Source organism: Microbacterium fluminis (genome assembly GCF_051549805.1).
GTDB lineage: Bacteria > Actinomycetota > Actinomycetes > Actinomycetales > Microbacteriaceae > Microbacterium.
In genome coordinates, this window is the sequence record NZ_CP196042.1 from 1,120,408 (window position 1) to 1,135,559 (window position 15,152).

The 15,152-nt window shown below is 73.9% G+C and carries 9 protein-coding genes; all 9 read right to left on the reverse strand.

Translation table 11 applies throughout. The features are described 5' to 3' along the window. Positions 1–111: 111 nt before the first annotated feature. From ACSJDX_RS05375 to ACSJDX_RS05415, 9 genes are read right to left on the reverse strand one after another with little or no spacing between them, the layout of a single operon-like run. Entirely contained in the window at positions 112–4,545 is a 4,434-nt protein-coding gene (locus tag ACSJDX_RS05375) for an FtsK/SpoIIIE domain-containing protein (RefSeq protein WP_438354533.1), read from the reverse strand. Next, positions 4,542–5,309 carry a hypothetical protein gene (locus tag ACSJDX_RS05380; RefSeq protein ID WP_438354534.1) on the reverse strand — a complete coding sequence of 256 codons (768 nt, stop codon included), beginning with the start codon at positions 5,307–5,309 and terminating at the stop codon, positions 4,542–4,544. Before ACSJDX_RS05380 ends, ACSJDX_RS05375 begins: the two co-directional genes overlap by 4 nt. Then, entirely contained in the window at positions 5,297–6,937 is a 1,641-nt protein-coding gene (locus ACSJDX_RS05385) for a serine/threonine-protein kinase (protein WP_438354535.1), read from the reverse strand. The genes ACSJDX_RS05380 and ACSJDX_RS05385 overlap by 13 nt, the downstream gene beginning before the upstream one ends. Next, positions 6,934–8,397, reverse strand: a complete 1,464-nt coding sequence (locus ACSJDX_RS05390; protein WP_438354536.1) for an FHA domain-containing protein — start codon at positions 8,395–8,397, stop codon at positions 6,934–6,936. Before ACSJDX_RS05390 ends, ACSJDX_RS05385 begins: the two co-directional genes overlap by 4 nt. After that, on the reverse strand, positions 8,397–9,239 hold the full coding sequence (locus ACSJDX_RS05395) for a PP2C family protein-serine/threonine phosphatase (RefSeq protein ID WP_438354537.1): 843 nt from the start codon (positions 9,237–9,239) through the stop codon (positions 8,397–8,399). The genes ACSJDX_RS05390 and ACSJDX_RS05395 overlap by 1 nt, the downstream gene beginning before the upstream one ends. Beyond that, positions 9,236–10,447 carry an RDD family protein gene (locus ACSJDX_RS05400; RefSeq protein ID WP_438354538.1) on the reverse strand — a complete coding sequence of 404 codons (1,212 nt, stop codon included), beginning with the start codon at positions 10,445–10,447 and terminating at the stop codon, positions 9,236–9,238. Before ACSJDX_RS05400 ends, ACSJDX_RS05395 begins: the two co-directional genes overlap by 4 nt. Then, complete coding sequence (locus ACSJDX_RS05405) at positions 10,444–12,897, reverse strand: transglutaminaseTgpA domain-containing protein (protein WP_438354539.1); 2,454 nt, start codon at positions 12,895–12,897, stop codon at positions 10,444–10,446. Before ACSJDX_RS05405 ends, ACSJDX_RS05400 begins: the two co-directional genes overlap by 4 nt. Continuing rightward, on the reverse strand, positions 12,894–14,168 hold the full coding sequence (locus ACSJDX_RS05410) for a DUF58 domain-containing protein (RefSeq protein ID WP_438354540.1): 1,275 nt from the start codon (positions 14,166–14,168) through the stop codon (positions 12,894–12,896). The genes ACSJDX_RS05405 and ACSJDX_RS05410 overlap by 4 nt, the downstream gene beginning before the upstream one ends. Further along, positions 14,168–15,139: an AAA family ATPase gene (locus tag ACSJDX_RS05415; RefSeq protein ID WP_438354541.1), complete on the reverse strand. Its 972-nt coding sequence runs from the start codon at positions 15,137–15,139 to the stop codon at positions 14,168–14,170. The genes ACSJDX_RS05410 and ACSJDX_RS05415 overlap by 1 nt, the downstream gene beginning before the upstream one ends. Between the last annotated feature and the right edge of the window lie 13 nt (positions 15,140–15,152).

Sequence of the window (15,152 nt, forward strand, 5' to 3'; positions counted from 1 at the left end):
CGGGCTGTTCCGGAACGCGTCCCCCGGAAGCGTTCCTTCCGTGTACCTAGACGCTAACCGGTGAGGGCGAAAGGCGTCGATGGGGACAAATCCCCACCGATTCCCCACCCTTCACTCCGGCGCTCCGGGGGTGGCCACCTGGAGGCGCACCGCGCGACCCTGGTGGATGACGAATCCCCGGCCAGGAGGGAAATCAGCACGCTTGACCCGCCCGAGTGACGTGCCGAAGAGGGCGTCGCCGTCGACGTCGCTGGGCGCCAGCAGCAGCCCGCGGCGCGCCGCCTTGAACGGCTGGGCGAGCATCCACGCCTGGCTCCACGTCGAGGACTCCGCCTCCCCCACGACGAACCCGTCGGCGCGCACCGCGACGCGGATCAGGCGGTCGAGCGGCGTCTCGGCCTCCGAGCCGGTGAACTCGGTGACGTGCTCGATCAGCACCGCCGGAGCGGCCAGCTGACCGGCCTCGATCGCGTCGGCGAGCTTGTCGGCGAGTGCGGCGACCGCCGAGGCATCCTGCGCCGCCAGCTGCGGGTCGGATGCCACTGCCAGCGCCGTCCTGCGCGGAGACAGGTGCACGACGTGCCGGCCGCGGTCGGCGCGCCGCAGCGCGGCCCCGATCGTGGCGAGCGCGGTCGTGCGACCGGCGCCGGCCGGACCGGCGAGCATGAACGCGCCCACCGGGTCGATGCCGAGAGGCGCGAGGTCGAGGTCGGCGAGGCCGATGGCGAGCGCGCCCGCGGCGGTGCGCACGGGAAGCTCGGCGAGCGCGACCTGCTCGGGCAGGCGCCCGACCCCGGGGGCGGCGGCGATCCCGTTGCGGCGCATCGCCTCGCCCAGGCGCTCGAGCTCGCGCGACTGCACCGCCATGTTGGCGCTCCCGCCGAGTACGGCGAACTGCACCTCATCGCCGTCGTGCAGCCCGCGGCCGGGCGGCGACGTCGGACCGAGCACGTCCTTCGGCACGCCCAGGAGGAGGTAGTCGTCCTCGGCGGCCATGCGCAGCACGAACCGCTTCTGCACGGTGGAGGCGATCGAGGTCGGCAGCGTGTTGGGCCGGTCGCCGGCCATCACGAAGTGCACGCCCACCTGCCGGCCGTCGACGGCCAGCTGCGAGAACAGGGTGAACCACGCGCTCTGGCCCGCGGCGAACTCGTACTGCTCGCGGAACGCGCCGAGCCCGTCGATCAGCACCAGGATGCGCGGCTCGTCGGGCTTCTCGGCGAGCCGGCGGTACTCGGTGATCGTGCCGGCGCGCAGGTCGCCGTAGCGCGCGGAGCGCTCGTCGACGATGTCGCGCAGCATCCGGAGCAGTCTCGTCACCCGCTCGTTGTCGTCGCCCGAGATGATCGCGCCCACGTGCGGGAGCGCCTCGAGCATGCGCAGTCCGCTCGCGCCGAAGTCGAGGCCATACACGTGCACCGGTCCGCCGCGCGGGGTGATCGCCGCCGAGACCGCGATCGCGCGCAGCGCCGTGCTCTTGCCCGAGCCGCCGGTGCCGAACAGCGCCACGTTGCCGTCGCGGTCGGGCTCGTAGAACGCCGTCGGCTGCGATTGCGTGGTCGGGTCGTCCAGCACGCCCAGCAGCAGCCGCTCGTCGGTGCGGGGGCTGGGCAGCCGCGACAGGTCGTACGTGGGGGCGAGCTCGTCCAGCCACGGCCGCCGCGGTGCGGGGATGGAGAGTCCGGATGCCGCGCTGCGCACCGTGCGCACGATGCGGGCGATGTCGGTGGGTCCCGGGTCGACGACCTCGGCCACGCCCTCCTCGGGCGCCTCCCACGGGGCGCGCGTGCCGAAGTCGAGCTCGTGGATGTCGATGCGCGGGCGGGGCTTCTCGCCCGTCGACCAGCCGCCGACGTAGCCGGTCTGGAACGGGACGATGCGCCCGGGGCCGGTCTTGGCCGCCCCGCGACCCGGGATGCCGGGGTCGAAGTGCGCGGCCGTCGGCACGCCGAGGATGTCGGTGGAGTCCTCGGCGTCGGCCATGCGCAGGGCCACGCGCAGGTTCGTGTTGGCACGCAGGTTGTCCTTGATGACGCCCGCGGGACGCTGCGTGGCGAGGATGAGGTGCAGGCCCAGGGAGCGGCCGCGCTGTGCGACATCCACCACTCCGTCGACGAACTCCGGCACCTCGTTCACCAGGGCGGCGAACTCGTCGACCACGATGATGAGGCTCGGCGGCGTCTCGGGGTCGCCGGTGCGCTCGAGCGAGAGCAGGTCCTTCGCCTTCTTGCGGTTGAGCAGGTGCTCGCGATAGCGCAGCTCCGCGCGCAACGACGTCAGCGCGCGACGCACCAGGTGGGGCGAGAGGTCGGTGACGAGCCCCACGGTGTGGGGCAGGTCGACGCAGTCGGCGAACGCCGAGCCGCCCTTGTAGTCGACGAACAGGAACGTCACGCGGTCGGGGCTGTGCGCCGAGGCCATGCCCAGCACCCAAGACTGCAGGAACTCGCTCTTGCCCGCGCCGGTGGTGCCGCCCACGAGCGCGTGCGGGCCCTGCGCGCGCAGGTCGAGGTGGAACGCCCCCGCTCCCGCGTAGCCGACGAGGGCACGGAGGTTGCCCTCCTTCGCCCGCCGCTGCGGGGTGCGGCCGTCGCGCGGCGTGACCGAGTCGTTCTCGCGCCAGCGGTCGACGATCACCCCGGAGTCGCCGCCGAGATCGGTCCCGGCGAGGTCGATGTACGAGGCGGTGCGGGGCAGATCGGATTCGTCCTCGACGGGGGTGCCCGCGTCGACGGTGGGTGAGAGGACGCGCGCCCACGCGGTGGCCGAGCCCTCGTCGAGCAGCTCGACGCGCACCGGCGTGCTGGTGAGCCCCCGGCGGACGATGCCCACGGCCGTGTCGTCGGCGACCGACGACACGGTGAGGAACGTGCGGCACGCGGCCGGCAGCGCCCCCTGGTGCGGCGCGACCCACACGACGTGCACGCTCACGTCCGCCCCGCGCTCGGTGAGGCGGGTGAGGCGGGCGCGGTCGACGGATGCCTCGTCCTCGACGAGCACGACCACCACCGGCAGGACGGGGGCTGCGGCATCCTGCCCCTTGCCCGTCTCGATCGGCCCGCGCGTGCGGTCGCGCTCCGCGCCGGTCACCTGGGCCGCGCGCTCCTCGACGAGCCCCTCCAGACGCGACAGCAGCGCGGCGCCGGTCCCGGGGTTCGCGGCGAGGTGGGCGCCGTCGATGGGGCTGTGCGGGGAGCTCGTGTGCGGCAGCCACTCCAGCCACGACCACGCCGGGCGGGTCGCCGGCGATGTGAACGCCGTCACCACGAGCTCGGCGGGCGAGTGGGTCGCGACCAGCAGCATGAGCAGCGCGCGGGCCGCGGCATCCGCCTGCCCCCTCGCTCCGGCCACGCCGACGCCGCCGGCCTCGCGCAGATCGGCCACCACGGGCACGTCGTCGATCTCGGCGTACCGCTGCTGCAGGCTCAGGAGCCGATCGGCGAACTCCGGCAGCGTCTCCTCGATGCCGCTCAGCTCGATGCTCGCGCGCGACGGCAGCCGTCCGGTGCCCATCCGGGCGGTGAGGAACGACGGATGCTCGGGCCGGTGCGTCCAGGTCAGGTCGCCCCACGACGACAGCGACGACAGCGCCTCGGCGAGCGCCGGGGTCTCGCGGTCGCGCACGTCCCGCTCGCGCACCTGCTCGTGCTGCATGCGCCGGTCGAAGTGGTCGAACAGATCGTTGAAGTTCGCGACGTCCTTCTTGTGCTGCGCGCGGGAGGTCAGACGGTTGTCGAGGAAGGCGCCGATCATGAGGAGCGGGCTGAGGGCGATGAAGAGGATCGTGATCGCGTTCTGCGTGATCACGAACAGCACGGCGCCCATCACCAGCGGCGCCAGCAGCGCGAGGATCGGCAGGCGGTTGAGCTGCGGCGGCTTGGGGGGCTTCGGCGCCGCGAAGTCCGCGTTCTCGTAGCGCGGCACCACGCGCGGCGAGCGCACCACGTCGACCGTCGCGGAGGCCGCGTGCACCGTGCCGGGGCGGCTCAGCGGAACGATCGCGATCTCGGTGCCGCCGAGGGTGACCACGTCGGCGGGTCCCAGCGCGGTGCGCACCACCTGCTCGCCGCCCATGAGCAGGCCGTTCGCCGAACCGAGGTCGATGATCTCGACGTCGGCGTCGACGTTGACCCGCGCGTGGCGCTTGGAGACGAGGGCATCGTCGAGCACGATGTCGGCCGAGCGGTCGCGGCCGATCACGTTCGAGCCCGAGCGCAGCGCGTGCTCGGTGCCGGCGTGCGGGCCGGAGAGCACCCGCAGCACGGCGGCGGGAGCGTCGTCGGCGGATGCCTCGGGCGCGGCGGTCAGCTCGAGCGTCGTGCCGGAGCGGATGCCCGACTCTCCCACGGCGCGGTCGGGCGCGATCACGCGGGGGCCGGCCGACTCGTGCGCGAGCAGCGTCAGCCGCCCGGGGTCGACCGGAGAGCCGGCGGGGTCCGCCACGGCGAGGGTGCGGGCGATGTCGCCCACCGTCGAGGTGCCGTCGGCGGTGACCTCCAGATCGATCGCCCCGGCAGGGCGCTGGAGGGTGAACTTCAGCTTCACGCGTCTTCCTCTCCGCCGGCGCCCGGTTCGAGCTGCGGCGGTGCATCCAGCAGGGGCAGGTCTTCGCGCGTCACGAGCCGCGCCGCGACGGCGTGCTCGACGAGCCGCACGCGCCGATTCGTCGCGTACGAGCGTGCGCCGCCCCGCATGCCCTGCACGCCGATGCGGTCGAGCTTGTCGCACACGTTGTCGAGCTTGCGGTTGAAGCGGGTCAGGGTCCAGCCCAGTCGCTCGGCGGCCTGCGCCGAGGTGGGCAGCTCGCTCATACCGGCCCCCTCGCGGCGCAGCACCGGCTCGGCGAGCGCGAGGATCATGAGGCGCTGGCTGACCGTGAGCGGCACGTCGCCGATCGTGGACTGCCCGCCGTCGTCCTCCAGGCGCTGCGTCTCGTGGAACGCGGGCTCGGCGGCGTGGATCGTGAGCTCGTAGGTGGTCGGACCCGCGCTGAAGATGACCGACGTGGTCTCGAACACGATGGGCAGGCGCGCGCCCGGGGCGAGCCACGCCTGGACACGGCTGCCCGAGTCTGTCACCGTCGCGGCGAGGCGGCTGCCGACGTTGGACAGCAGCCACAGCCCGTCGACGTTTTCCACGGTGAGGAAGTGACGATGCAGGAAGAGGTTGTCATCGAGCGCGAGATCGCCCTCGCGTCCGACGCGGAAGACGGCGCCCGGAGCGACGGGGAAGCACTCCCCCGCGAACTCGACGGTGAGCGCGCCGGCCGGCGGACGCGTGGTCGGATCGGCCGCCGTCACGGGGCGCACCCTGTCGCCGGGGAGGACGCGCTGCCGTTGGTCCGGCGCACGATCACCTGGATGCAGGTCTGCCCTCCGGCGCTGGGCGCCACCGTGACGGTGGGCTGGTCGACGATCTTGTAGTCGGGCTCCGCGCCGATCGTCGCGACCCCCCACAGGTAGGTGTCGCCCTCCTTGGGGCTGGGGTTCGTCCACGTGAAGACGACGCCGGCGGGGGTGACCGTCCCCGCGAGGTCCTTCGGCGCGCCGACGGCGGTGCTGATCGGGTCCTGCGGTTCGGGCGTCCGCGACGCCGCGGGAGTGGCGGTCGGCGCATCGCCCACCAGGGCGGGCAGCGACACCACGACGATCACCGCGGCCACGATCACCGCGGCGACGGCCAGCAGCGACCACAGCAGCACGCGGCGGGGGCGACGGGGCGGCGCGGCATCCGTCGCCGGTGCCGGGGGCTCCTCGAACGCGGGCGCGCGCACGATCGTCTCGTCGATCGGCGCGACCTCGTGGGCCGGTGCGGCGGCCGCGCGCACGTCGGCCACGGCGTCACGGCGCACGGTCTCGTCGGGAGCCGACGGCGCGAAGATCGGAGCGACGGATGCCGGGGGCACCGGCGGCGGCGGACCCACGTCGAACTGCGACGGCACCTGGCGCGTGGTCGCGGAGGGGCGGGTGCGTCCGGCGGCGGGCGAGGTCTCGGGGCTGATGCTCACGACGCCGCGGACGCGGGTGAGCCCGTCGTCCTCGTCCTCCTCGACCTTCTCCGGAAGGCCGTCGTCGAGGATGTCGATGGGGGTGACCGAGTGCGACAGCTCGATCTGCACCTTCTGCAGCGCGCGGGCGAACGCGAGGGCGCTCTCGTGGCGATCGGCGGGGTTCTTCGCCATCGCCCGTTCGAGGACGCGCGACAGCGCGGGCGGGGTGTCGGCGCGGCCGAGCGCGGGCAGCGGCGCCGTCTCGATGCGCTGGATGAGATCGGCCGCGGTGTTGCGCTGCTCGGGGACCTCGAACGGCGAGCGCCCGGCGAGGAGCGTGTACACGGTGGCGCCGAGCGCGTACACGTCGGAGCGGGCATTGGACTGCGGCACGTCGGCGAACGACTCGGGCGGCGACCAGGGGATCGACAGTCCCGCCGACTCGGCGACCGCCCCCGTGGTGGAGGCGATGCCGAAGTCGGTGAGGGCCGGACGGTTGTACTCGGTGACGAGGATGTTCGCCGGCTTGATGTCGCGGTGCAGCACGCCGGCGCGGTGGGCGGTCTCGACGGCGGCGGAGACCTGCACGCCCACCCGGAGCGACTCGGCCACCGAGAACGGCTCGCGCCGGTACCGCACCTGCAGATTGGGCTTGGGGCAGTACTCCATCACGAGGTACGGCCGTCCGTCGCGGGCGACGCCCGCCTGATAGATCGTGACGATCGCGGGATGCGTGGAGAGCATCGCCATCACGTTGGCCTCGGCGGTGAACTCCGAGACGGACCCCGTCGAGATGCGCTCGGTGAGCAGCACCTTCACCGCGACCCGGCGGCGCGGCAGCTCCTGCTCGTAGAGGAACACGTCGGCGAAGCCGCCCGAGCCGAGGAGGCTGACGTACGTGAACCCCGGCAGATCGGGGGGCGTCATCGGCGCCCGCTTGCCGCTCACGGCACCTCCTCGATGGTGACCTCGATGCCGTCGCCGAGATCGAGCAGATCGCCCGCGACCACCACCGTCTGCTCGCCGGGGTGCAGACGCACCGGCTCGGAGCCCGGACGGCGCAGGGTCGTGCCGTTCGTGGTGTGCAGGTCGGTCGCAAGGATCGCATCGCCTTCGACCCGCAGCTCGAGGTGGCTGCGGGAGATGTCCTGCTCGGGACTGTCGACGGCGACCAGGTGCGGCAGATCGGTGCCGCTCACCCGCGTGGAGCGCGGCCGCCGACCGATCACCACGGTGCGGTCGAGCGCGAACTCCTGCCCGGTGGAGAGGCGGATGCGCCCCGGTGCCGGCGCGCGCGGGGGCGCCAGCGGCGGCGGCCCCGAGTCGGTGAGGCCGGAGGCGAGGTTCTCGCGCAGGGCCCGCGCCTGCGCGGCCGAGATGGTCGCGCCGTCGTGATCGCCCAGCACGTCGCCCTCCGCGTGCCCCGGACCGTCGGTCGCCGAGCCGGCGTCCCCGGTCTCCGAGCCCGTCGGAGCGTCGTCCCCGCCCTCCTCGATGCGCACGGCGGCCTCCTCCACGGAACGCACGACGGTGGCTCCGAAGAGGTGGTCGTAGCCGGTGGTCGCGTCGAGCGGATCGACGCTCCCTGCGGGCTCGGCAGGCGGGGCGATGGTCGACTCGGGCGGCAGCCAGGTGTCGGCCGAGGCCAGGGTGGGGACGGAGCCGATGAGTCCGCCCGGCGAGGCCGGCGCGGGGTCCGGAGCGGGGGTCGGGTCCGAGGAGGGAGCAGGCTCGAGGACCGACGAGGGATCCGGGACAGCGGAGGAGAGGCTCGACCACGGACCGCGCGCAGCGGGAGGCGGATCGGACGGAGCCGCCTCGGAGGCGTCGAGGTGTGGCCCGTCCTCGCTGCGCTCCTCGCGCGACGACCAGGGAGCGGAGGCCTCGGTCGAAGGCTCGGGCTCGGGGTCGGGTCGCGACGGGACGGCGCCGGCGCGCTCGAGGGCTCCGGGCGACGAGACGGCGGGGGCGGCATCCGTCGGCTCCCACTCGAGGGCCTCGGCCGCGATCACGCCGTCGCGGACCGGGAGGAGAGCCGCACCGGCGCCGGGGCGGCGGACGGACACCCGGAGCGCCCCGGGGACCACGCGTTCGGTCCACGTGGTGACGCCCGCTCCCGAGACCTCCTCGGCGCCCCCGGCGGTCTCGACGGCGATGGTGAAGGCGCCGCGCACGGCCAGGCGCACGGCGTCGTCCTCGGCGAGGGCCACGGCGAACGGCGGGATGCCGGCGAGCGAGGTGCCGAAAGCTCCCGCGAGCGCTTCGAGCACGGCGGCGAACCCGCGCCCCGCGGCGACCTGCTCCCAGATGCGGGCGAGCAGCTCGGGGGCGACGCCCTCCTCCAGCACCACGAGTCCTCGCGGCGTGACGACCACCCGCCACGATCCCGGTGCATACCGCACAGTCATCAGCTGCCTCCTCCGGCCGCCTGCGTCGCCCGCGGGCGGGTGTCGGCGTCGAACTCGTCGTCGGGGGCGGACCCGGCGGTGTCGTGCGAGGCATCCGCCCCTCCGGCGCGCGAGCGCACCCCCGTCGCATCGACGACGATAGCGGTGATGTTGTCGCGCCCGCCGTGCAGCATCGCCTCGTGCACGAGGCGGGTCGCGGCCGCCTGCGGGTCTGCCTCGCTGCGCAGGACCGCGTCGATGCGGGCCTCCGCCAGTTCGCCGGACAGTCCATCCGAGCACACCAGGATGCGGTCGCCGGCCTCGGCGGGGAGCAGCCAGAAGTCGGGCTCCCCGTCGCTTCCGGCCCCGATCGCGCGGGTGATGACGTTGCGACGCGCGTCGCGCGAGGCGGCGTCGCGGTCGAGGAGACCGTTGTCGACGAGCTCCTGCACGACGGAGTGGTCGACGCTGATCTGCTCGAGCTCGCCGTCGCTGAGCCGGTAGGTGCGGGAGTCGCCCAGATTGATCGCGAGCCAGTACCCCTCGCCCTCGACATCGGCCACGACGACGCCGCTGAGGGTCGTGCCCGCGCCGGCCCCCGCTCCGGCGGGCAGCGCCTCGACGCGGCGTCGGGCGCGGCGCAGGGCGGCCTGCACGTCGTCGACCGTGAGACTCGGGCGACCGACCAGTGTCGTGAACTCCGCGATCACCGCCGCCGAGGCGACCTCGCCGGCCTGATGTCCGCCCATCCCGTCCGCCACGAGGAAGAGAGGGGATGCCGCGAGGTGCGAGTCCTCGTTGATGCGCCGGCGCAGGCCGGTGTCGGTCGCCGACCCGGCCACGATCGTGATCGGTGCGCTCATGCGACTCCGCCCACCGAGACCCGGCGGTCTCCGAACTCCAGGCGGTCGCCGGAGCGCAGCGGCATGCGCGTGCCCGCGGCGAGCTGCTGACGCAGTCCGTCGCGCACCAGGATCGTGCCGTTCGTGGAGTGCCGGTCGATCACCCAGACGCCCGAGGCATCCCCGTCGACCTCGAAGTGCGTCTTGGAGAGCGACAGCGTCTCGTCGCGGACGGCGACCGCGACCGCGCCGTCCTCCGGCGCGGGATTGCGGCCGAACAGCGTACGGCCGAACACCGCCATGGCGGTGCCGTCGTCCCAGGCGAGCGACGCGATGGGACGGGCCGTCCCGGCGCGGGTCGCGTCGAGATCGTCCGCCTCCCCCGCGTCGGACGTCGGAGAATCGTGCGACGTTCGGAGGGATTCGACCGATCCCTCCGACGTACGCGCGATGCTCCGAACCTCGGACGGTTCGGACGTGACGCCCGGCACCGCGGAGATCATGCCCGTCGATGCCGGCGGCGGCACCGACGCGGGGGGCGTCGCGGGCGACCCGGCCGGGGCGAAGTCCGCGGGTGCGAACCCGGCGGAGGTGGATGCCGGCGGCCCGACGGGTGCGGGCGAGGCCGGCGTCGCCGACGGGAACCGCGTGCCCGGCACGGGCGCGGGCACGGCCGGGGCACCCGCGGGAGGCGGCAGGTAGGGGTTCGCGAGCGGCGCGGGCGGGGCCAGCGGGACGACGGATGCCGCGGCATCCGTCGCCTTCCGATCGATGACGATCGCGCGCGCGACCTGATCGTGCCACCCCTGCCGCCGACCCGACGAGTCGAACAGCGGGGAGAAGTAGCCGACGACGATCGACCCGGCGAGCGCCCAGATGACGTTGCGCAGCAGCGCGCGCCAGAAGCCGATCGGGGTGCCTGCGGTCGCATCGCGCAGCTGCACGCCGAGCGCCCGCTGCCCGATCGAGCCGCGTCCGCCCTGCAGGGCGGTGTAGAGGAGGAGCCACGCGAGGTTCAGGGCGCCGATCACGAGATAGGCGATCAGCAGCGCCACCGCGAGGCTGCGCTCGCTCCAGCCACGGCCCACGGCGGAGAACACACCGGCGGCGATGAGCGCCAGCGCGAGCGGGATGAGCGCGGCGACGGCGACGTCGATCGCGTAGACGCCGACCCGGCGGCCGATCGAGGCCGGGATCAGCGGAAGGGGGCGGGACCGCTGATCGATCATCGGTTCTCCTCGGGAGCGGGGGCGGATGCCGGGGGCTGCGGCGCGGACGGCGCGTCGCCGATCGGCGGGGGCGCCGCCGCGGAGTCGGGCGGATGCGGCCCTGCGCCCGGTTCCACCGCGCTCCGCTCACCCGCGGGGCGAGGACTCCGGACGGGGATGAGCGACGCGATGCGGGTGCCGACGAGCAGCGATCGCAGGCTCACCCGCGCCTTCAGCCGACCCCACAACGTGGTCGAGCGGCCCATGCCGCCGACGATCTCGTCGACCTGACGCCAGAACTCGCGCACATCGTCGGGGCTCGGATCGGCCGGTCCGAACACGTCGGCGTCGGCCTGTCGCGCCAGCGTGGCCACGCGCGGCTCGGCGAACGTCGCCGCGATCACGGTCGCGTCCTCGAGGTGCGTCGATCCCGGTCGGACCTGCGTGCCGTAGTCGACCGCCCGGTCGCGCAGCTCGTCCCAGCCGCCGCTGATGCGGTCTGCGCCGCGCTCGGCGGCGATCCGTCGACGACGGCGCGCCGCCTTGATCGCGCCGATCACGACGAACGGCGCGGCCAGCAGAGCCAGGATCCCCAGGCCGAGCGCGGTCCAGCCGACGATCGCGAGCAGCAGGCCGAGATCGATCGGGCTCTCCTGGTCGGACTTCCGGTCGTCGGCGACAGTCGGGGGCAGATCGGCCGGCTCCTGCACGGGAGGCGGAGGCTGCAGCACCTGCGGCTTCGGCTCGGTCTTGGGCTTGGTGGTCTGGTCGGTGGGGACCTGGTCCTTCGGCGGAGTCGGATCGAACGGCACCCAGCCCACCCCCTCGAAGGCCACCTCCACCCACGCGTGCAGGTTGTCGCCGTTCGCGTCGAACACGGGCCTCTGCTGGTCCTTGTCGGGGTAGAAGCCCATCACCACGCGCGCCGGCATCCCGATCTCCCGCGCCATCAGCGCCATCGCAGTGGCGTACTGCTCGTCGTCGCCGATCATCTGCGGGCCGCCGAGCAGCGTGGTGATGCGCTCGGCCCCGTGCCCGGCCCGCGAGAGCACCTCGCCCTCGAGCCCGTGGCTGAAGAACCCGCCCTTGGCGAGCAGCTGCTGCAGGGCGCGCGCCTGCTCGATCGGGGACTGCGCGTCGGCGACCGCGTCGGAGGCCATGCTCGCGAGCGATTCGGGCACGCCCGACTGCTTCGGCATCGACAGCGGCGCGAACGCCACGCCGGCCAGGCTCTCGTCGCTCGGCACGGCGGGGATGACGCTCGCCAAGGTGTAGCCGTCTCCCGCGCGCAGCTTGGCCGTCACGACACCGGTCTGCGTCGCGGCGTTGTAGTGCGCCGCACGGCGCAGCTCCTCGGCGCGGTCGCCGTCGAACGTCACCTCGGTGACTGCGCCGGCATCCGGCATCCACACTCCGGAGTACTCGCCGATCTGCACGTGCACGGTCGCGGGGGTGCCGGTCGCACCGGGCGACATCGACCCGCGGACGGGGGTGAACGCGCTCGAGGACCCGGCACCGGCGTCCGAGACGTTGTAGACCGTCCCGTTGTAGGCGTCCATCGTGGCCAGACGCACCCGGGCTCCGTCGGGGAGCCCCGTCACCGTGAACAGGGTCGACTGCTTCGCGTCGCGCACGTACGCGCGGTACGACTGCAGCGGGCTGGGGTACTGCCGGATGTCGAACGGCGGGATCACCACATCGCGCAGCACGTACCGCGGCCCGGTCGGCGCGGCGAACGCCGACGCGGCCACACCTGCGGTGGCGGCGAGCGCGACGATCACGCCGCCGGCCACGAGGCGCCGCGTGGCCGTGCCCCGGCTCGCCGACTGCTCCCCGCCGAGCGACACCGCGCTCTGCGGGGTCGAGACGGCCTGCCGGATCGCCAGCCACACCACCGCGGTCACCGCGAAGACGGCGCCCTGCACGAGGGGAACGGCGGGCTCCGCGGTGCCCAGAGCGATCTGCACGGCGAGGAACGCCGCCGCGGGCAGCAGCGCCCATCCTGCCGAGCGCAGACGCAGCGCGAGGCTCCCCGCGATCACGGCGGCGACGAGGCTCAGCAGGAAGGGCACCAGCAGGTGGCCGTCGGATGCCGCCACCGGTGCCACCGTCGTCAGCAGCGCCTTCCACGAGGTGACCACGCCGAGCGCGAGCTGACGCAGCGTCTCGATCGTGGGGATGACGGCCGCGACCGTGGTGTGCGGGAGGGCGAGCGCCCCGCCGAAGAGGAAGTAGACGACGATCGTGAGCGCCGCGACCAGCAGGATGCCGACGCGCAGTCGCGCGCCGAGCACCGCGACGCCCAGGCCCAGCAGCACGCCGCCGATCGCCGCCACGAGGTACGACGGTCCGCCGAAGGTGGGCCAGAACCCCGCCACGGCGACACCGAGCAGGACCGCGACGGCGGAGAGGTCCAGGATGCCGCGGCGCACCGTCGCGGCGCCCCCGACCGCGGGCCTCGACCCGCTCATGCGAGCACCTTCCGCAGGGCGATCGGCAGCTGCTCGAGCGCGCCGATGGTGAGCACGTCGGCGTCCCCGATGCGGCGCAGGGACGGCGTGGCGCCCGTCCGGGCGACGACCGCGAGCGCCCGGGCCCCGAACGGAAGCCGGGCGCACGCGACGCGGAGCTGCGCGGCATCCACTCCGCTCCCGCACACGAGCACGGCCACGCTCGCCATCGCGAGGGTGGTGGAGATCACACCCGCGAGCTCGACGATGCCGCCCTCGCGGGGACGGGAGTGCTCCACGCCCGACAGGGAGTCGAGGAGCTGCTTTCCGGTCGCCGAGGGCAGGCCCCGGCCCTGCACCCGCACCTCGACACGGCGGGAGTCGCGCAGCGCTCGCAGGCCGAGCGATCCGGCGACCGAGATCGCCAGCTCGAACTCGTCGGCGTCGCGGTAGTCGGCGGCGCCGCGGGAGAGGCCGATCACGAAGTGGGAGCGGCGGGTCTCCTCGTACTGGCGCACCATCACGTCGCCGGTGCGGGCCGTGGAGCGCCAGTGCACATGGCGCAGATCGTCGCCCGGCGTGTAGGCGCGCAGCGCGTGGAACGACACGTCGTCCGGCGACAGGTCGGTGGTCGGCAGTCCGTCGAGGTCGCGCAGGAATCCGAGGGACTGCCCGGCGAACGTCACGGTGCGCGGGTGCACGTAGAGGTCGACGGGCTGGTCGCGGCGGTGCACGCGCTCGAAGAGGCCGAGGGGATCCCCGCGCACCACGCTCACGGGCCCCACCTCGAGGATCGCGCGCTTGTTGGTCGGGATCGCGAAGAGCTCCTCGGCGGACTCGCCCGCGGCGAGCCGCTTCACCTGGAAGACCCCGCGGCCGGCGCCCACCGGCAGCACGACGCGGGAGGGCAGGATGGCGCGGCTGCCGCTGTTGGCGAGGGTGAGGGCGCCGACGGCGCGCTCCCCCACGATCACCCGGGTGCGGTTCAGATCGAGCGTGACGTCGTAGGCGGTGCGGCCGATGAGGAACAGCGCGCACAGCGCCAGGGTCACGGCGATCACGACCGCGGCGACCACGAGCTCGATCCACCCGAGCGCGACGCCCGCGATCCACAGCGCGATCGCGCCGACGAGCAGCACCCACGTGATCGGGCGCAGGACGCCCAGCACCCCGCGGATGCGGTGCAGGAGAGCGGATGCGGCGGGCCCCGCGATCTCGCGCCAGCCGCCGCCGTCCGCGGCGCGCGCCGCGGAAGCGACGGGCGGCGCGGGCGCGAGTGCCTCCCCCGTCATCAGGCGGCGGACCTCGCCTGCGGTGCCGCGACGGCATCGACGACGCGCGCGAGCAGCGTCTCGGCGGTGGTGCCGGAGAACTCCGCCTCCGGGTCGAGCACGAGACGGTGGGTCCACACGGGGGCGACGAGGTCCTTGATGTCGTCGGGGATCACGTAGTGGCGGCCCTGCGCGGCGGCCCATACCTTCGCGATGCGGATGATCGCGAGCGAGCCGCGCACCGAGACGCCCAGGCGCGCCGCCGGGTCCTCGCGGGTGGCCTCCGCCAGCTGCGCGGTGAAGCGCAGCACCGCCGACTCGACGTGCACGGTCGCGGCCAGATCGGCCATGTCGGCCACGGCGCCGGTCGTGATGAGCGGGGAGAGGTGCGCCGACGGGTTGCGGTCGGCGGCGCCGGCGAGGATGCGCTCGGCGACGGCGAGGTCGGGATAGCCGATCGACGTCTTGATGAGGAAGCGGTCGAGCTGCGCCTCGGGGAGCTTGTACGTGCCGGCCTGCTCGATCGGGTTCTGCGTCGCGATAACCAGGAACGGGCGACCGGCCTCGTGGGCGACGCCGTCGACGGTGACCCGCGACTCCTCCATCACCTCGAGGAGGGCGGACTGGGTCTTCGGCGAGGCGCGGTTGATCTCGTCGGCCAGCACGATCGATGCGAACACGGGGCCCTTGTGGAACTCGAACCGGTGCGACGCCTGGTCGTAGATCGTCACGCCGGTGACGTCGGAGGGGAGCAGGTCGGGGGTGAACTGGATGCGGCTGGACGTGCCCTGCACGGTGGCCGCGAGCGCCTTGGCGAGACTCGTCTTGCCGGTGCCCGGGGCATCCTCCAGCAGCACATGCCCCTCGGCGAGCATCGCCGCCAGCACCAGCCCGACCACGTCGCGCTTGCCCATCAGCGCCTGGTCGACGTTGTCGACGAGGCGCGCGAACGTGCCCTGGAACCAGGCGGCCTGTTCGGGGGTCATGGTCATGCGGAGGTGTCCT